The organism is Martinezella miluonensis (assembly GCF_900094545.1).
Lineage (GTDB): Bacteria > Pseudomonadota > Alphaproteobacteria > Rhizobiales > Rhizobiaceae > Rhizobium > Rhizobium miluonense.
On the sequence record NZ_FMAH01000001.1, the window covers coordinates 111,806 to 130,142 of the forward strand.

General features: G+C 60.5%; 19 protein-coding genes. 9 read left to right on the forward strand and 10 right to left on the reverse strand.

Features of this window, described 5'->3' with window-relative positions:
* Positions 1-41 precede the first annotated feature (41 nt).
* From osmF to GA0061102_RS00565, 4 genes are all read left to right on the forward strand, one after another.
* A complete protein-coding gene (gene osmF, locus GA0061102_RS00550; protein WP_092843042.1) occupies positions 42-950 on the forward strand; it encodes a glycine betaine ABC transporter substrate-binding protein OsmF in 909 nt (302 codons plus the stop codon).
* A gap of 123 nt (positions 951-1,073) precedes the next feature.
* Complete coding sequence (locus GA0061102_RS00555; protein WP_092843044.1) at positions 1,074-2,240, forward strand: ABC transporter permease; 1,167 nt, start codon at positions 1,074-1,076, stop codon at positions 2,238-2,240.
* Between the two features lie 5 nt (positions 2,241-2,245).
* Positions 2,246-3,184, forward strand: coding sequence for an ABC transporter ATP-binding protein (locus tag GA0061102_RS00560; protein ID WP_245297900.1), 939 nt, complete (start codon positions 2,246-2,248; stop codon positions 3,182-3,184).
* A complete protein-coding gene (locus tag GA0061102_RS00565) occupies positions 3,181-3,930 on the forward strand; it encodes an ABC transporter permease (protein ID WP_092843048.1) in 750 nt (249 codons plus the stop codon). Before GA0061102_RS00560 ends, GA0061102_RS00565 begins: the two co-directional genes overlap by 4 nt.
* A 51-nt stretch (positions 3,931-3,981) precedes the next feature.
* On the opposite strand, the gene GA0061102_RS00570 is transcribed toward GA0061102_RS00565, so the two are convergent.
* Positions 3,982-4,365 carry a YciI family protein gene (locus tag GA0061102_RS00570; protein WP_092843050.1) on the reverse strand — a complete coding sequence of 128 codons (384 nt, stop codon included), beginning with the start codon at positions 4,363-4,365 and terminating at the stop codon, positions 3,982-3,984.
* Between the two features lie 180 nt (positions 4,366-4,545).
* Between GA0061102_RS00570 and GA0061102_RS00575 the strand changes: the two genes are divergently transcribed.
* Positions 4,546-4,941, forward strand: a complete 396-nt coding sequence (locus tag GA0061102_RS00575) for a VOC family protein (RefSeq protein ID WP_092843051.1) — start codon at positions 4,546-4,548, stop codon at positions 4,939-4,941.
* 59 nt (positions 4,942-5,000) lie between these two features.
* Here GA0061102_RS00575 and GA0061102_RS00580 read toward each other — a convergent pair whose 3' ends face one another.
* Positions 5,001-5,393 (reverse strand): PRC-barrel domain-containing protein, encoded by a 393-nt coding sequence (locus GA0061102_RS00580; protein WP_092843053.1) that lies wholly within the window; start codon positions 5,391-5,393, stop codon positions 5,001-5,003.
* Between the two features lie 346 nt (positions 5,394-5,739).
* Between GA0061102_RS00580 and GA0061102_RS00585 the strand changes: the two genes are divergently transcribed.
* Together GA0061102_RS00585 and pgi are read left to right on the forward strand one after the other, a co-directional pair.
* On the forward strand, positions 5,740-7,437 hold the full coding sequence (locus tag GA0061102_RS00585) for a long-chain fatty acid--CoA ligase (protein ID WP_092843055.1): 1,698 nt from the start codon (positions 5,740-5,742) through the stop codon (positions 7,435-7,437).
* Positions 7,438-7,611: 174 nt separating this feature from the next.
* Positions 7,612-9,237 carry a glucose-6-phosphate isomerase gene (gene pgi / locus GA0061102_RS00590; RefSeq protein WP_092843056.1) on the forward strand — a complete coding sequence of 542 codons (1,626 nt, stop codon included), beginning with the start codon at positions 7,612-7,614 and terminating at the stop codon, positions 9,235-9,237.
* A 79-nt stretch (positions 9,238-9,316) separates the two neighbouring features.
* On the opposite strand, the gene GA0061102_RS00595 is transcribed toward pgi, so the two are convergent.
* From GA0061102_RS00595 to GA0061102_RS00605, 3 genes are all read right to left on the reverse strand, one after another.
* Positions 9,317-10,243, reverse strand: a complete 927-nt coding sequence (locus tag GA0061102_RS00595; RefSeq protein ID WP_092843057.1) for a carbohydrate kinase family protein — start codon at positions 10,241-10,243, stop codon at positions 9,317-9,319.
* A 77-nt stretch (positions 10,244-10,320) separates the two neighbouring features.
* The gene (locus tag GA0061102_RS00600; RefSeq protein ID WP_092843058.1) at positions 10,321-11,019 is read right to left on the reverse strand and encodes an orotate phosphoribosyltransferase; all 699 of its coding nucleotides are present in this window, start codon (positions 11,017-11,019) and stop codon (positions 10,321-10,323) included.
* 133 nt (positions 11,020-11,152) lie between these two features.
* Positions 11,153-11,800: a TetR/AcrR family transcriptional regulator gene (locus GA0061102_RS00605; RefSeq protein ID WP_092843060.1), complete on the reverse strand. Its 648-nt coding sequence runs from the start codon at positions 11,798-11,800 to the stop codon at positions 11,153-11,155.
* 99 nt (positions 11,801-11,899) lie between these two features.
* On the opposite strand from GA0061102_RS00605, the gene GA0061102_RS00610 reads away from it, so the two are divergent.
* Together GA0061102_RS00610 and GA0061102_RS00615 are read left to right on the forward strand one after the other, a co-directional pair.
* Positions 11,900-12,730: an SDR family oxidoreductase gene (locus GA0061102_RS00610; RefSeq protein WP_092843062.1), complete on the forward strand. Its 831-nt coding sequence runs from the start codon at positions 11,900-11,902 to the stop codon at positions 12,728-12,730.
* The gene (locus GA0061102_RS00615) at positions 12,727-13,206 is read left to right on the forward strand and encodes an anthrone oxygenase family protein (protein ID WP_092843064.1); all 480 of its coding nucleotides are present in this window, start codon (positions 12,727-12,729) and stop codon (positions 13,204-13,206) included. The genes GA0061102_RS00610 and GA0061102_RS00615 overlap by 4 nt, the downstream gene beginning before the upstream one ends.
* 41 nt (positions 13,207-13,247) lie before the next feature.
* Here GA0061102_RS00615 and GA0061102_RS00620 read toward each other — a convergent pair whose 3' ends face one another.
* The 5 genes from GA0061102_RS00620 to GA0061102_RS00640 form a co-directional block, all read right to left on the reverse strand.
* Complete coding sequence (locus GA0061102_RS00620; protein ID WP_092843648.1) at positions 13,248-14,399, reverse strand: GGDEF domain-containing protein; 1,152 nt, start codon at positions 14,397-14,399, stop codon at positions 13,248-13,250.
* 200 nt (positions 14,400-14,599) lie between these two features.
* Positions 14,600-15,640, reverse strand: coding sequence for a dihydroorotase (gene pyrC, locus GA0061102_RS00625; protein WP_092843650.1), 1,041 nt, complete (start codon positions 15,638-15,640; stop codon positions 14,600-14,602).
* A 144-nt stretch (positions 15,641-15,784) separates the two neighbouring features.
* Positions 15,785-16,417, reverse strand: a complete 633-nt coding sequence (locus GA0061102_RS00630) for a nucleoside triphosphate hydrolase (RefSeq protein WP_092843066.1) — start codon at positions 16,415-16,417, stop codon at positions 15,785-15,787.
* Positions 16,414-17,223: an ATP-binding cassette domain-containing protein gene (locus GA0061102_RS00635; protein ID WP_004120962.1), complete on the reverse strand. Its 810-nt coding sequence runs from the start codon at positions 17,221-17,223 to the stop codon at positions 16,414-16,416. Before GA0061102_RS00635 ends, GA0061102_RS00630 begins: the two co-directional genes overlap by 4 nt.
* Positions 17,199-18,263 carry an ABC transporter permease gene (locus tag GA0061102_RS00640; RefSeq protein ID WP_004120960.1) on the reverse strand — a complete coding sequence of 355 codons (1,065 nt, stop codon included), beginning with the start codon at positions 18,261-18,263 and terminating at the stop codon, positions 17,199-17,201. Before GA0061102_RS00640 ends, GA0061102_RS00635 begins: the two co-directional genes overlap by 25 nt.
* Positions 18,264-18,337: the final 74 nt, after the last annotated feature.

Sequence of the window (18,337 nt, forward strand, 5' to 3'; positions counted from 1 at the left end):
AAGCAGAACAAAGGTTTAACGGGGTACAAAGGGAAAACATCATGCTCAAGAAGCTTGCACTTGCCGCCACGCTGACGGCTTTCCTCGCTAGCGGCGCCAGCGCCGCCGATGTCATCGTCTCCTCCAAGATCGATACCGAAGGCACGCTGCTCGGCAACATCATCCTCGCCGCACTCAATGCCAACGGTATCAAGGCTCAGGATCGCATCGCGCTCGGCACGACGCCGGTCGTGCGCAAGGCGATCACATCAGGCGAAATCGACATCTATGCCGAATATACCGGCAACGCCGGCTTCTTCTTCAACAAAGCCGACGATGCGGCCTGGAAGAACCTGCAGCAGGGCTACGATCTGGCCAAGAAGCTGGATTACGACGCCAACAAGATCGTCTGGCTGACGCCCTCGCCGGCCAACAACACCTGGGCGGTCGCCGTGCGCAACGATGTCGCCGGCCCGGCCAAGCTGAAGACCATGTCCGATTTCGGCAAGTGGGTTGCCGGCGGCGGTTCCATCAAGCTCGCGGCTTCTTCCGAATTCGTCAATTCTCCGGCAGCCCTGCCGGCCTTCGAGACCACCTATAGCTTCAAGCTGAAGCCGGATCAGGAAGTCGTGCTTTCGGGCGGCGATACGGCAGCGACGATCAAGGCTGCGGCCGACCAGACCAATGGCGTCAACACCGCTATGGTTTACGGCACGGACGGCGCCATCGAAGCCGCCGAACTGACCGTTCTTGAAGACGACAAGAGCGTGCAGCCGGTCTATGCGCCGACACCGATCATCCGCGAAACCGTTTTGAAGGCCAATCCGAAGATCGAACAGGTTCTGGCTCCGATCTTCAAGGGCCTGACTGCCGACGTGCTGCGCAAGCTCAACGGCCGCATCCAGGTCGATGGTGAGCCGGCTAAGGCCGTCGCCGAATCCTACCTCAAGGACAAGGGCTTCCTGAAGTAAGGCTATGCCGCTGCTCTTGCGGCTCCATTTTGATAGACTGGAGCCGCGGGGGCTTTCCTATGGGCATGATCTTGTCCGAACCCGCCTCAAATTTTGAGCTCATGCGCTGACGGAGCTTGCCTTATGGAAGATACGCTAGCGGTCCGCAGAGTGGACCGCCTCGGAGTGGTATTGGTGGCAGGCGGCGCATTCGCGATAGCCTGGATGCCGTTCATCATCGTCAAGGCGAATCGCATCGCGGCGGGAAAGCCGCAATTGCTGACGCAGCTTCTTGGCCAGCCGGCGGCGCTTACCCTGCTCATCCTTCTTGCGGCAACCGCCCTTGCCGCACTTTTCCTGCACAATCAGATTATCCGCCTTGGCGTCGCGACGCTTGCGATCGCCATGCTCATCGTCACGCTCGGGCTGGTTTCGACGGCAGCGACGCCGGAGGGCAGCACCGTGGCGCGCATTACACCCGGTGGTTCCTTCTGGGTGTTGCTGGCTGTGGTCGGGCTGATGATTTCGGACGCGCTGGTGAAGCTGCAGCTGACGCCCTGGCTGCGCGTGGCAGCGCTGGCCGCTTATGGCGCCTTGCTCGCGATGGTCCTGCGCTCCGGCCTACTCAACAATCTCTCGATCATGAAGGAATACGCCAACAATGCCGACAAGTTCTGGCATGAGGCGCTCGGTCATGTTTTCCTTTCCCTCGGTTCCGTCGCTATCGCAATCGTGCTTGCTCTGCCGCTCGGCATCTTCTGTTACTGGCAGCCGCGCATCCGCGCCGTGGTGCTGCGGGCGCTGAGCCTGGTGCAGACCATTCCGAGCCTGGCGCTGTTCGGCATCCTCATGCTGCCGCTCGGCTATATCGCCGCCAACGTGCCCTTTGCCGCCGCGATCGGCATCAAGGGTATCGGCGTGGCGCCGGCCCTGCTGGCGCTGGTGATCTATTCGCTGCTGCCGATCGTCGCCAACACCGTCGTCGGTCTTGCCGGCGTCGATCCCTCCGTGCGCGATTCCGCCGCCGGCATGGGCCTGACGCGCCGGCAGATCCTGACCGGCATCGACCTGCCGCTCGCCTTTCCAGTCATCCTCACCGGCATCCGCATCGTGCTGGTGCAGGCAATCGGCCTCGTCACAGTAGCGGCGCTCATCGGCGGCGGCGGCTTTGGCATTTTCATCTTCCAGGGCATCGGCCAGACCGCCAATGACCTTGTGCTGCTCGGCGCCGTGCCGACGGTCTTTCTAGCCTTCTCATCGGCCGTCATCCTCGATGCGGTCATCGACAGCATCCGGGGACAACGCGCATGACCAACATGATCGAGCTCAAGGGCGTCACCAAGCGCTATGGCAGCGCAACCGTGGTCGACAAAGTCACCATGAGCATGGAAAAGGGCACGATCACCGTCATCGTCGGCACCTCCGGCTCCGGCAAGTCGACACTGATGCGGATGATCAACCGGCTGGTGCCGATCACCGAAGGGCACATCACCGTTGGCGGCCAGGATATTATGAGCGTGCCGGCGACCGAGCTTCGCCGTCGCATCGGCTATGCCATCCAGGGGCACGGCCTGTTCCCGCATCGCACGGTCGCGCAGAATATCGCCACCGTGCCCGAACTGCTCGGCTGGGAGAAGGGGCGCATCGATCGCCGCGTCGAGGAGCTCCTCGATCTCTTCCGTCTCGATCCCGGCACCTTTGCCGCCAAATATCCGAGCCAGCTCTCCGGCGGCCAGCAGCAGCGTGTCGGCGTGGCGCGCGCCCTTGCGGCAGAGCCAGAAGTGCTGCTGATGGATGAGCCATTCGGTGCTCTCGATCCCGTTATCCGCGGCAAGGCGCAGGACGATCTGCTTGCCATCCAGAAAAAATTCGGCACCACCATCATTCTCGTCACCCACGACATGGACGAGGCCTTCCATCTCGGCGACAGGATCGCCGTCATGAGCGGCGGCAAGCTTTTACAATGCTCCGAGCCTGAGAAGATCCTGACCGAGCCGGCCGATCCGTTCGTGCAGCAGCTGACTGGTACGTCGGACCGCGCATTGAAGCTGATGTCGCTGCTGCCGCTCAAGGAGAGCATGCAACCGCCGCGGTTCGGCCTCAGCTACAGCCTGCCGCAGACGCTCAATTTGCGCGATGCCTTGGCTGAATTGATCTGGCAGGGCGCGGACGAGGCGACCGTCGAGGACGAACGCAAGATGCCGGTGGGCTCGATTTCGATCCAGCATCTGATCGAGCTGGGCCGCAAAGCATGAAACTCCTCGCCGCCAATCTCTTTCGCCTTCTGGCGCTGACGCTGCTGCTGGTGATGCTGTTCCGTCCGGAATGGCTGACGCCCGTCCTGGCACCCCTGACCAAATTCGGAGCGTCACCGATCTATGCGCAAAACAGCCTGCCGAGCTTGGCGCTCAGCCATCTCGAACTGATCCTCATCTCGATTGCGGCAAGCGGGATCCTCGCCGTTCTCGGCGGCATCTTCGTCACGCGGCCGGCTGGTGCCGATTTCCTGCCGCTGTCGCGGGCGATTGCCAATGCCGGGCAAACCTTCCCGCCGGTTGCCGTGCTGGCGCTTGCCATCTCGACCACCGGCTTCGGGGCAGTACCGACGCTGATCGCACTCTTTCTTTACGCATTGCTGCCGATCTTCGAAAACACGGTGGCCGGCCTGCAGCAAGTCCCAGCCTCGGTGCTCGATGCCGCCAACGGCATGGGCATGAACGGCTGGCAACGGCTGTTCCGCGTCGAGCTGCCGCTCGCCCTGCCCCTGATCATCGAAGGTCTGAAGATCGCGACTGTCATCAATATCGGCACGGCAACGATCGGCTCCACCGTCGCGGCCAAGGGCCTCGGCGAGGTCATTATCGCGGGGCTAATCAACGACAATACTGCCTTCATCCTGCAGGGCGGTCTGATCGTCGGCCTGATGGCGGTGCTGATCTATGACGGCATGGAGATGATCGAGCGGTCCGTAACAAGCAAGATCGGCCTCCAATCCCATTGAGATCGGAGGTCATCACTCGCTCTTACAGCCGGTGATCGGCAAATAGCTCCGTCAATCGCCTTCGCCGGAAAGCAGAGAGGCGCCCGGCAAATACAGCGAGATCGGCCTGATTTCATAAACGGCGGTGGGATTGACGCGGCGCAATTCGCGGGCCGCCTCGACCGCTCCCTCGATAGTCGGAAAATCAACGACGTAGAAGCCAAGCAATTGTTCCTTCGTCTCGGCAAATGGGCCGTCGATGACCAGTCCCGCGCCTTTTCCGCGCACGGTCACGGCGTTTTGCGTCGACCCCAGGCGCGCAGCCGGCCCCAGCGATTTCTGCGCGACCATGCGGTCGTTGATCTCCAGCAGGTCGGTCATGAGCGCGGCGTCTTCCTCCTCGCTCCACGACTCGACGATGTCTTCTTCATGATAGGCCAGAATAGCGTAGTACATGGCGTCTCCCCATTGAGCCGTATGCCTGAGCGCTGGGGAGTAAAGCAGACGGATAGGAATCCAGAAACCCCGGATCTATAGGTAAATGCGCGCAAGACAATTTTCCGCGCCTTGCCTTCAGCGGGCACCGATGGCATTGGCTTCGGATTAGAGACTGAGACGACCGATGGAGAGGCGCCCATGGCCAAGATGATTCACTCGATGATCCGCGTGCTCGACGAAGCACGCTCGGTCGATTTCTACAATAGGGCTTTCGGGCTGGAAGTTGCCGACCGTATCGCCTTCGAGACCTTCACGCTGATCTATCTCAGCAATGCCGAGACCGGGTTCGAACTGGAATTGACGGTCAACCAGGGCCGTACCGAGCCCTATGCGCTCGGCAATGCCTATGGCCACCTCGCCGTCTCCGTCGCAGAGCTGAAGGACGAGCATGCGCGCATGACGACGCTCGGGCTCAATCCCGGCAAGATCGTAGAACTCAATCGCGATGGGAAGGTCTTTGCCCTGTTCTTCTTCGTCACCGACCCCGACGGCTATAAGATCGAGGTCGTGCAAAGACATGGGCGATTTCAATAGGTCACACAAACCAAAGCCCCGCGCCAGCGGGGCTTAACGTACCGGCTCCGTCAGCGCGCTCACATCCAATAGGGTGGCACGCCAAAATAATCATGGCTCTTGTGGCCATGATGCTTGTTGTCGTGTTCATCCTTGATGGCGAAGCGGCGCGCTTTTTCAATGTCGTTCTTGGTCATGCTGACACGATAGCCGTCGATGCGGGCATCGTAGCGCAGCTTCTCCCAAGGCAAGCGGTAGTGATCCTGACCGATGCCGAAAAAGCCGCCGAAGCTCAGAATGACGAAAGCGATCCGACCATCGCTTTTTTCAAGCATCAGGCGCTCAATATGACCAATTTGCTTGCCGTCCGATCCGAACACTTTGGATCCTTCGACACGGTCGCAAGCGACCAGCATCGACATGTCCTTGACATAGAGGTCACGGCCAGGGACTTCGACACTCTCTTTATGCATGTGCGCACCTCCTTTTGGATACGCTTTACATAAACTTGGAGCGTCCGATCTGCTCTTCCAGGCACACGATGCTCCTAATGGGTATTCGCCCATGGCGCATTAACGCTCCGTTGCAGCAAAAGTTCCAGCATTTTTTTCAAAACTGTAAAAAAACGTGAGTGCGCAGGAATTATTGACGCTTACGTTAAGGTTAGTATAGCTTTGGATACGCTCGAATGATTTAGTTGAGAGCGAGGGCTGCGACACCGTGAAAAGCGGGAGACTTTTCGGTCGCGCAGTGACACTCTGCATAACCGCCACTGCAATTGGCGGGGCGTGGTGATGATGCGTAAAGGAGGAAGTGCGCATGAATTCAATCTCCGCTCCTTCGGATAGACCGCAGGTCAAAAAGATCTGGCTTGCGTCCTATCCGGATATCGTACCGGCCGAGTTGCCGCCGCTGGAGCATGCATCACTCGTCGAACTGCTGGAGGAAAGCTGCAGGCGCTATGCCGATCGCTCCGCCTTCACCAGCATGGGCAAATCAATCACCTATCGCGATCTCGACACGCAAACGCGCAAGATCGCCGCCTGGTTGCAGAGCCTCGGCCTCAAAAAGGGCGATCGTGTCGCCGTAATGATGCCGAACGTGCTGCAAAATCCCGTCACCACCTATGGCATCCTTCGCGCCGGCCTCGTCGTCGTGAACGTCAATCCGCTCTACACGCCGCGCGAACTCGAGTACCAGCTGCGCGATTGCGGCGCCAAGGCGATCTTCGTCCTGGAAAACTTCGCTCATACCGTGGAGCAGGTGCTGGCGCATACGGATGTGCGCCATGTGGTCGTCACCTCTCTCGGCGACATGCTCGGACTCAAGGGCCATATCGTCAACTTCATCGTCCGCAAGGTGAAAAAGCTGGTGCCGGCCTGGTCCATCCCCGGCCATCGCAACTTCAAGGCCGTGATTGCCGAGGGCGCACGCCTGCCGCTCAAGCCATCCGAGCTCGGCGGCAGCGATATCGCTTTCCTGCAATATACCGGCGGCACGACCGGCGTTGCCAAGGGCGCGATCCTCACCCATGCGAATCTGCTGGCAAACCAGCAGCAATTGCTGCTCTGGCTGCAATCCGCCTACATCAGCAAGCCGCGCCCCGAACAGCTGACCTTCGTCTGCGCGCTGCCGCTCTACCACATCTTCGCGCTGACGGTGAATTCGTTGATGGGCATGTCGCTCGGCGGCCATAACGTGCTGATCGCCAACCCTCGCGACATACCGGCCTTCATCAAGGAGCTGGGCAAATACAAGTTCGACATGTTCCCCGGCCTGAACACGCTGTTCAATGCGCTGATGAACAATCCCGAATTCACCAAGCTCGACCTTTCCAACACGGCGACGCTTGCCGGCGGCATGGCGGTGCAGCGGCCGGTTGCCGAACGCTGGCAGAAGATGACGGGGGCCTGGATTACAGAAGGCTATGGGCTTTCCGAGACTTCACCCGTTGCCAGCGCCAACCGCTTCGATAGTTCCGAGTTCTCCGGCACGATCGGCTTGCCGATCACGGGCACTGAATTCGACATTCGCGACGAGAACGGCAAATCGCTGCCGCTCGGCGAAGTCGGCGAGATCTGCATCCGCGGGCCGCAGGTGATGGCAGGCTATTGGAAACAGCCGGCAGAAACCGCGCGCGTGATGACATCGGACGGCTTCTTCCGCAGCGGCGACATGGGCTTCATGGACGAACGCGGCTATACCAAGATCGTCGACCGCAAGAAGGATATGATCCTGGTATCGGGCTTCAACGTCTATCCCAACGAGATCGAGGAAGTCGCCGCCATGCATCCGGGCGTTCTGGAGGCGGCGGCGATCGGCGTGCCGGATCCGCATTCCGGCGAGGCGGTGAAACTCTTCGTCGTCAAGAAGGACCCGGCCCTGACCGAGGCCGACCTAAAGGCCCATTGCGCTGAAAACCTGACGAACTACAAGCGCCCGCGTTTCATCGAATTCCGCTCCGAACTGCCGAAATCGAATGTCGGCAAGATCCTGCGTAAGGAGTTGCGCGGCTGACATAATTCCGTGTCATTCAGAAGGCTGCTCACCTTAGCCGGCGAGCGGCCTTTTTTCTTTTTGGACGATACGTGAACTTGATTTACGCCCTACATAGGGAATAGTTTCCGCGACCAACTCAGAGTGCCCTGCCCTCTCCGGACGGCAAGCGGCGCGAACCGCAAGGAGTCCTCCATGAACGCCCTCGTCGATCAACTGAAGAGCATCGCATCTGCAACGAAGGCCACCGATATTCGCGCCGCCTTCGCCTCCGATCCAATGCGCTTTTCCCGCTTCAACGCGTCTTTCGACGACCTGTTGATGGACTATTCCAAGACGGCGGTAAACGACGATATTCTGGGCCTTCTCGAGAAGCTTGCGGACGAGGGCGGCGTCGCGGCCAAGCGCGAGGAAATGTTCTCGGGCGTTGCCATCAACTTCACCGAAAACCGCGCCGTCCTGCACACCGCGCTGCGCAATCGCTCCAATACGCCTGTGCTGGTCGACGGCAAGGATGTCATGCCTGACGTCAACGGCGTTCTGGCCGCCATGGGCAAGTTTGCCGACGGCATCCGCTCCGGCGCGCTGAAGGGCTCGACGGGCAAGGCGATCACCGATGTCATCAATATCGGCATCGGCGGCTCCGATCTCGGCCCGGTCATGGCGACGCTCGCGCTCGCCCCCTTCCATGACGGCCCGCGCTCTCATTTCGTTTCCAACATCGACAGCGCCCACATCGCCGATATCCTGAAGCTCGTTAAGCCGGAAACGACGCTGTTCATCGTCGCCTCGAAGACCTTCACGACAATCGAAACGATGACCAACGCGCAGACGGCGCGCAAGTTCATCGCCGATGCGCTTGGCGAAGCTGCCGTACAGCACCACTTCGCCGCCGTTTCGACGGCGCTCGACAAGGTTGCGGCCTTCGGCATCGACGGCGAGCGCGTCTTCGGCTTCTGGGATTGGGTCGGCGGCCGCTACTCGATCTGGTCAGCCATCGGCCTGCCGCTGATGATCGCCGTCGGCCCGGAAAACTTCGGCAAATTCCTCGATGGCGCGCATGCGATGGACAACCATTTCCGCAAGGCGCCGTTCAAGGAAAACCTGCCGATGCTGCTCGGCACCATCGGCTTCTACCATCGCAACGTGCTCGGCTATCCCACGCGCGCGATTCTGCCCTACGACCAGCGCCTGTCGCGCTTCCCGGCCTATTTGCAGCAGCTGGACATGGAATCGAACGGCAAGGGCGTCACCATCGACGGCACGCCGGTCGAAGGCAATTCCGGCCCGGTCGTCTGGGGCGAGCCCGGCACCAACGGCCAGCACGCCTTCTACCAGCTCATCCACCAGGGCACGAGCGTCATCCCCGCCGAATTCATGATCGCCGCCAACGGTTTCGAACCGGAGTTGCGCCACCAGCACCAGCTGCTAATGGCCAATTGCCTGGCGCAGTCGGAAGCGCTGATGAAGGGCCGCACCTTCGAAGAGGCCAAGGCACAGCTCACCTCGAAGGGCATGGACGGCAAAAAGGCCGACTTCATCGCACCGCACCGCGTCTTCACCGGCAACCGCCCGTCGATCACCTTCGTCTACGACAAGCTGACGCCGTTTGCTCTGGGACGCCTGATTGCGCTCTACGAACATCGCGTCTTCGTCGAAGGCGTGCTGTTCCGCATCAACTCCTTCGACCAGTGGGGCGTCGAGCTCGGCAAGGAACTGGCGACGGGCCTGCTGCCTGTTATCGAAGGCAAGGAAAGCGCTGCCGGCCACGATTCCTCGACGCAGGGGCTTGTGGCTGCGCTAGCAAGCCGCGCGAAGTAATATCTCCATCGGAAACAAAAGAGCCCGCCTGAAGCATCAGGCGGGCTCTTTTATTGGAAGACTTGAAAGTCGAGGGAGCTCAGAGCCCGATCTCATGCGCCCACGGCGGATTGGCGCCGGCGCGGGACACCGTCACAGCCGCGGCCTTGGCGCCGAGCGCCAGCGCATCCTGCAACGCCTTTTCACTCAAAGCAGCGACCTGAGCCTTGGTCAGCAGGTTATTCATCTTCAGCGAGGCCAGAATGCCGGCATCGAAGGTGTCGCCTGCACCGACGGTATCGACCACGGTGACGCGCTCGCTCGGAACCGAGACCTTCAGCGACTTGGTGTAACCGGTTGCGCCTTGCGCACCCTTGGTGATGACGACGAGCTTGGCGCCCTGGCCTAGCCAATGCGCGGCGAGCTCATCGTGATTGCCAGCGATGCCGAACCATTCCAGATCCTCATCGGAGAACTTCAGGATGTCGGACATGGCGACCATCCGGTTCAGACGGGCCATGTGCGCGGCCTTGTCCTTGATGAAGCCCGGACGGATGTTCGGGTCGAGCGAGATCACGCGGCTCTGATGCTCGCGCTTCATCAGCGCCTCATAGGTCGCACCGCAAGGATTGGGGATCAGGCTGATCGCACCGAAATGCAGGGCTTCGCAATCATCACCGAGCGTCGGCAGATCGGCCTCGGTGATCATGCGGCCGGCCGTGCCTTCGTCGTAGAAGGCATAGGTCGCCTGGCCGTTGACGAGCTTGACGAAAGCGATCGTGCTCGGACGGGGCGTGATGGCGCAGTAGCTATAGTCGACCTTGGAGGCGGATAGCGTTTCGCGCAGGATGTCGCCCATCATGTCATCGGCGAGGCCGGTGAAGAAGCCCGTGGGGACGCCGAGACGGCCAAGCGCTATCGCAGTGTTGAAGATCGCACCGCCGGCATAGGGGGCAAAGCCCTTTTCGCCCTGCGTTGTCTCCCGCGGCAGCATGTCGATCAAAGCTTCGCCACAGCACAATATCATTCCGGCCTCCCAAAGAGCGCGTCTATCTTATCCAGTCTCATAAATCGATTAGATAAATTCACGGCAAAAGCAAAGCGTCAGTTTTTCGGCAGCTCCGAAATACCGCCATTCCGGCTGGACCAGGGGAGCGGCGCATTGAGAAAGGCCTCGACCTCGTCGAGCGTCTTCTCGTCGAACAGCTTCTGTTCCTTGGCAACGGCGAGCACATCGCGCCAAGTGGCGATGTGATGCAGGCGGACCTTTCTGTTGGCAAAACGCTGTTCCGCCTCGGGGAAAATGCCGTAATAGAACAGCGCCATGCCATGATCGACGATGCCGCCGGCCGCACGGATGGCGTCGATGAAGGTGAACATGCTGCCGCCGGCCGTCGTCAGATCCTCGATGACGAGCACGCGCGCACCATCCCGCATATCGCCTTCGATCTGGGCGTTGCGACCATGCCCCTTTGGCTGCTTGCGAACATAGATCATCGGCAGGTTCAGGCGCTCGGCCAGGAAGGCGGCGAAGGGAATGCCCGCCGTCTCGCCACCGGCAACGCAGTCGAACTGCTCGAAGCCTGCATTGCGCATGACAATGCTTGCGGCGAAATCCATGACCGTCGAGCGGATGCGCGGATAGGAGATCAGCTTGCGGCAATCGATATAGACCGGGCTCGCCATGCCGGAGGCGAACTTGTAGGGCTTGTCGGCGCTGAAATGGACCGCCTTGATCTCCCAAAGCATCCTGGCCACCAGCTCAGCCATGACGGAGCGATCGGTAAATGTCATCTGGGTCATGCGGGGGGCCTCCTTCGCAGCGCTAATGTTCCAGCGGCAATAGCAGCAAGCGGCCCGGGTTTCCAGACGCATGGAAGGTTTTGCAGGCATCCGTCGCCGGCGCCACAGCCCTCCCTCCGTAAAAAGCCGCCTGTCAAACCACACCGAGATCGGCGGGCAGCATCACCTTGAACAACGCAATCACCTTGTCGCCTTCTTCCCGTTCGATCGAAATCGCATAGCGGACCGCCGCAGCGACAAGCTGCATGGTCAATCTGGCGATCCTTGCCAGCTCGGAATGGTCGCGCTCCGGCCACAGGCGCTGGAGGACAGTGAGAAAAGCCTGCGAATGCCATTCCATGTCCTCGGCATCGACCTGCTGCAGCAGCTTGTCGGCATGGGTTGCGTGCCAGATGTCGCGCATGACGGGCTCATCGAGAAACATGGCGTAATAGCCATCGACAATACGGCCAAGCGCGGACTGGAGCTGATCGCGGCTTTTGATCGCCTCCAGTTCATCCCCGACGCATTGGCGACCCTGCTCGTTATAGCGTTCGGCCAGCACGCGGATGATCGCCGTCTTGTCCGGGAAATATTGATAGAGCGAGCCGAAGGAGACGCCTGCCTTTTCGACGATCTCGCCCATGCGCAGCGCATCGCTGCCGTTCCTGGCAATCAGCTCGGATGCCACCGAAAGGATCAGATCCACGCGTTCGCGGCCGCGCTGCTGGCTGGGTATGCGCCGCGGCGTGCCCGCCTCGTCCTTGCTGCGCCTGCGCTTCGCGACCGGTTCCTGCGTCATGTCATTCCCTACCTGTGACTGTTGACAAGCAATATAAGAGAGTTTATCACATTTCGCAAATGAGAGAATTTATCACATTTTGTGCAGGAGGAGCTTGAAATGCAGATTTCGACTGTTGCCGTCATCGGCGGATTGGGAAAAACCGGCGGCCGGGTTGCCGAACGGCTGAGGGCGCGCGGCATCAAGGTTCGCGCCGCCTCGCGCTCAACGACACCGAACTTCGATTGGCAGGACCGCGGCAGTTGGCATCAAGCGCTTGAAGGCCCGTCGGCCGCCTATGTCACGTTTCAGCCGGACCTCGCCGTGGCCTGGGCGGCCGATGCCATTGCGGCCTTTGCGAAGGCGGCTATCGATGCCGGCGTGAACCATATCGTCCTGCTTTCCGGCCGCGGCGAGGATGGAGCGATCCTGAGTGAAACAAAGCTCAAGGCCGCCGGCGTGGATTACACCGTGTTGCGCGCCAGCTGGTTCAACCAGAATTTCAGTGAGGGCGCCTTTATCGACGGAATTCTCCAGGGGAAACTCGCGTTGCCCGCCGGCGATGTGCCAGAGCCTTTCGTCGATGCTGACGACCTTGCCGACGCGGCCGTCGAGTGCCTCATCAATCCGCGTCACCGCAACCAGACCTACGAGCTGACAGGCCCTCGCGCCCTGACATTTCGCGAAGCGGTTGCCGAGATCGCATTGGCCTCACGCAGAAGTATCGGATACGAAACGGTTCCGATCGATGCCTTCATCGCCGAAATGACCGCTTTCGGTCTGCCGCAAGAGGCCACCGATCTCCTGCATGAGCTTTTCACGCAGGTCCTCGATGGTCGCAACTCGCCCGTCATGGATGGCGTCAGCCAAATCCTCGGCAGGCAGCCGAAAGACTTTTCCGATTACGCCAACCAAACTGCCGCAACCGGCATCTGGAGCATTCAGTCATGACTTTTCCGATCACAAGTATCGCGCTCATCATCGCGGCGCTCAGCAGCGGTCTTCTCGCCGGCGTCTATTTCGCCTTCTCGACCTTCGTCATGCAGTCCCTCGCCCGCCTTCCGGTCGACCAAGGGATTGCCGCCATGCAATCGATCAACGTCACGATCGTGCGTTCGCCATTCATCGTCGTGTTCATGCTGGCCGCCGCCCTGTCGGTCTTCATCGCCGCCATGGCCATCGTCTATTGGCGGGGCGGCGTCAGCGTGATGATGCTGGCGGGGGCTGCGCTCTATATCGTCGCCAGCTTCCTCTCGACCATCGTGTTCAACGTGCCGCTGAATGATGCGCTCGACAAGGTCGATGGCCATACAGCGGAAGCAGCACAGCTGTGGACGACCTATCTCAGCGATTGGATGCAGTGGAACCATGTGCGCACGGTGGCATCGCTTCTTGCCGCATGCGCCTTCGTACGGGCTCTGTTTTAACCGGTCAAAAGAGAGCTACAGGGGCCTAGCGAAATGATCGGCTAGACGGCATGCAGGTAGGCCGCAACCTCGACACGGTTGCGGCCGTTTCGCTTTGCCTCATAAAGCGCCTTATCGGCAGCGCGAAGAACGTCGTCGAAGCCGATCCCCTTGACGGTGCCGGTGGCGACGCCTGCGCTGACGGTGCAGACCAGCGATTTGCCCTCTACCTCGATCGCCCGCGCAGCAAAGGCATCCCGCACCCGTTCCGCGACCTGTTCGGCACGCCCGGGCAAGGTATTGTCGAGCACAAGGGCAAACTCCTCGCCACCGAGCCGCGCCACCGTGTCCGAAGGACGCAAGCCCACGGACAATTCCTGGCCGAAAAGCTTGAGCACAAAATCGCCGGCGGCATGGCCATGCTGATCGTTGATCAATTTGAAGCGATCGATGTCGAAGATGATAACCGCCATGGACGGGCCGAAGGTCCGTCTGCCATGAAGGTCGAAAAGTGCGCGGCGGTTGAGCAGACCGGTCAAGGAATCTGTGATCGCCTCCTGACGATGCAGCGCCGCCTGGCGCCACTGATGCAGTGCAAGCGACAGCGCCCCGATCCCGGTCATTCCGGCGATGCAGACGGCGAGGCTGAAATCCTCGGCCCAATTGTTAGGCGCGTGGCCGAGCACGAGCTTGCCATCGGCGATGAGCACCGCCGCGCAAAGGCCAAAGGAAATGGCGGTCAAAGTGTAGAGCGCGGTAATGCCATAGAGCGGCGTCGGCGCTTCATGGCGGCTTATCCAATATTCGCGCGCCGTCAGAAGCAGCAGCAGGCCGATGACGACGTTGTCGCCGATGAAGGCCAGCCCATCATAGCCGGCGAGCATCGGCCCGACCGAAGCGGCAATACCGGTGAGGCATCCGAGCAGGAAGCGCCACCCGGAGAGCCGGCGCGTGCGAAATTGATAGCCGGCGACCCAGATCGTCGAGAAGCCGATGAAAAACAAGATGAAAGTCAGGATTGCAAAAATCGGATGCGGCTTGTCGACATAATGGCCGTATATGAAAATGCCGCCCACCAGCGGCACCAGGCCGGCGGAGCATGTCAGCAGAAAGGTATCGGGCCGGCGCGAAAACCAGCTTCCCACCAATGTCACCGCGAGGCAGGATGCGGAAACGCCAAGGGCGAGAAGAAGTGAGTTGTAATCGACCAGCATCATGCTCTTTCGACGGTTTCTTGCTTACCGTAGGGGATCAATGACACGCTAGCTCTCAAGGGGTATCGAATTGGTTACGGCAAATAATAAAGAAAATACATTTCAGTAAAATATACGTGCCATTTGGCGGCAGAACACAAATAATCCGCCGCCAATACTGTTCGTTAAATTCATTATTACTTATATAAAGAAGAACTAAATCAGGCTTCGACGTCCCAGTGCAGCGGGAACATCGGGTCGAAAACGGTGACCGGACCAGCCCCGGTCTCAATCTTCGCCGGGAAGGTCACCGCATCAGGCCGGCGCACCAGCGTGATGCTATCCTCGTTGACGGGCAAGCCGTACCAGGCCGGTCCGTTCAGCGAGGCGAAGGCCTCGAGCTTGTCGAGCGCGCCCTCCTCCTCGAAGACATGGGCAAGGCAGCTCATGGTGTTGATCGAGGTATAGATGCCGGCGCAACCACAGGCGCATTCCTTCAGCGGATCGACATGAGGGGCGGAATCCGTGCCGAGGAAGAACCTGGTGTCGCCGCTGGTTGCGGCCGCGCGCAGAGCGAGGCGATGGCTCTCTCGCTTGGCGACCGGCAGGCAATAGTAATGCGGTCGGATGCCGCCGACGAGGATGGCGTTGCGGTTGATGATCAGATGGTGCGTCGTGATCGAGCCGGCGAGATTTGCCTTCGCCGACTTGATGTAGTTCACGCCGTCCGACGTGGTCACATGTTCCATCGTCACCTTCAGCTCCGGCAGGCGCTGACGCAATGGATCGAGCACGGTTTCGATGAAGGCCGCCTCGCGATCGAAAATGTCCACGTCGGGCGTCGTCACCTCGCCATGGACGCAGAGCGGCAGGCCGATCTTCGCCATGCGCTCCAGCACCGGCATGGCCTTGTTCAGATCGCGCACGCCGCCATGGGAGTTGGTCGTGGCACCGGCCGGATAGAGCTTGACGGCGGTGATCAGGCCGCTCTTCTTGCCCTCCTCGACATCGTCGGGGCTGGTATGTTCGGTGAGATAAAGCGTCATCAGCGGCTGGAAGCGATCCCCGGCCGGCAGCGCCTTCAGGATGCGCTCGCGATAGGCCATCGCATCCGCCGTCGTCACGACCGGCGGCACGAGATTGGGCATGATGATGGCGCGGGCAAAGTGTCTGGAGGTATCGCCGATCACGCCTTCCAGCATGGCGCCATCTCGCAAATGCAGATGCCAGTCGTCGGGACGGCGGATGGTGAGCTTTTGCATGGGCGCGACCTCTGGAAATATGAGCATGGTCTCGTCCGAAAGCGGCTTCCCGCCCTTCGGGACCATGCTTGATGATATCGCGCTTCGATAACACCAACCAGCATCGCAAAACAATCCGCAGCGGCGGTTAAATGATCGTGAGCTTCAGTCCTGCACTGCGTCGATGGTGACATCGGCCGGGCGGCGGTTCTCGAGGATCAGCCGACCGTTCGGCAGGTCGTTGCCGTAAACCTTGGCGCCGGCCGCCTCTTCATCGAGATCATAGCCTCTCCAGCGCGCCCACAGCCGCTCCTCAAGCACTTCCATCGGCGGCGCAAGCATGATCGAATAATCGAACACGCCCTCCAGCTCCGCCCATTTACCCTGGCTGAACAGCAGGTAATTGCCCTCGATCACGATAAAGCGATGATCTGGCGACACGATGCGGGCGGATGCAATGGCAAGTTCGCGCGAGCGGTCGAAGACCGGCACGAGCACCTCCTGATCGGCGGCGCGCACGGCTTTGACGATATCGAGAAAAGCGCGGACATCGAAGCTCTCCGGCACGCCCTTCCGCTTCAGGAGCCCTTTTTCGATCAGGACGGCATTGTCCATATGGAAGCCGTCCATCGGCAGGACTTCGGCGCTTTCGCCCTTGGTCTGCAGCGCCTTGGCGACGTTTTCGGCCAAGGTCGATTTGCCGGCGCCGGGCGGCCCGGCAATCGCCACCAGAAACCGCCTGGTATCGCCGGCGCGAGCAATGATCTCGCCGGCGATGTTCTCGAGAGAGACGCTCATGCGGCGACGTTCTCCACCGGCGGAGCCTTGGCACCGGTCATGAAGGCGACGGCATCCGACATGGTATATTCCTTGGGATTGATGACGGTCAGACGACGCCCAAGGCGATGGATATGGATGCGGTCCGCCACCTCGAAGACGTGCGGCATATTGTGCGAGATCAACACGATCGGCAAGCCGCGGGCACGCACGTCGAGAATGAGCTCCAGCACCTTGCGGCTTTCCTTGACGCCGAGGGCGGCCGTCGGCTCGTCCATGATGACGACCTTGGAGCCAAAGGCTGCGGCGCGGGCCACGGCAACACCCTGGCGCTGGCCGCCGGAAAGCGTTTCCACCGCCTGGTTGATGTTCTGGATCGTCATCAGGCCGAGTTCGGTGAGCTTGTCGCGGGCGCGCTTTTCCATGGCCGGCCGGTCGAGCATGCGGAACCAGGAGCCGAGAATGCCGGGCTTGCGGATTTCGCGGCCGAGGAACATGTTGTCCGCGATCGAGAGCGCCGGCGAGAGCGCCAGGTTCTGATAAACCGTTTCGATACCGGCCTCGCGCGCTTCCATCGGCGACCTGAAATGGACGGGCTTGCCTTCCAACCTGATCTCGCCTTCATCGGGTGTGGCCGCGCCGGAAATCGCCTTGATCAGCGAGGATTTTCCGGCGCCGTTGTCGCCGATGACAGCAAGGATCTCGCCGGGGTAAAGATCGAAGTCGGCATTGTCGAGCGCGGTCACGCGTCCATAGCGCTTGACGAGGCCGCGGGCGGTGAGAAGGGGTTCGCCGGTCGTGGTCATGCCGATACCTTTCTGATCCATTGATCGATCGCGACGGCGCCGATGATCAGCACGCCCGTCAGGAGGACCTTCCACTGCGGATCGGCTCCGAGCATGTTGAGGCCCATGGATACGACGCCGACGATCATGGCGCCGAACAGCGTGCCGAGGATCGAGCCGCGGCCGCCGAAAAGCGAGATGCCACCAATCACCGTCGCGGTAATTGCCTGGAGATTGAAATCCGTCACAGCCGAAGACGGGGAGACCGAGCCGTTGCGGCCAATCGAAACCCACGCGGCAAAGGCCGCAATCAGTCCCGAAACGCCGTAGACCGCGAGCAGCACCTTCTTGGTCTGTATGCCCGACAATTTTGCCGCTTCCGGGTCATCGCCGACAGCATAGACATGCCGGCCCCAAGCGGTGTGATTGAGAATATACCATAGGCCGACCACCAGCAGCACCATGGCGATGACACCGAGGGTCAGCACCGCTCCACCGACACGGAAGCTGATCGCGAAGAGATGCAAAAGCGGTGCCTTTTCATCGACATCGGTGTCACGGATGGTCTCATTGGCGGAATAGATGAAATTCGTCGCCATGACGATATTCCACGTGCCGAGCGTCACGATGAACGGCGGCAGCTTCATGTTGGCGACCAGGAAACCGTTGAGCAATCCGCAGAGACCGCCAGCGACCATGCCGGCAAAAACGGCGACAGGCGTCGGCAGGCCGTAGGTGACGGCGACGTTGCCCATGACGACGGAGGAAATGACCATGATCACGCCGATCGAAAGATCGATGCCGGCCGTCAGGATGACCAGGGTCTGCGCTGCGGCGAGAATGCCGACGATGGCGATCTGCTGCAGGATCAGCGTCAGGGTATAGGCCGAGAAGAAACGGCCGCCGATGGCAAAGCCAAAGATGATGATCGCCAGCACCAGCACGATCAACGGCACGGCGGCCGGCGTCGAATGCAAGAAATGCTGCATGCGTTTGAGAAGAGAGACGTCCTGGTGCTCGAACGAGGCAACATTCTTGTCGCTGCCGTCGAGAACACGCTCGAATTCCTGTGCTCCGGTCATTGTATTCCTCCGCTGCCGCGCTGAACTATACGCGGAAACCGCCGGCTGTTGAACCGGCCGGAGTTAAGGTCCGG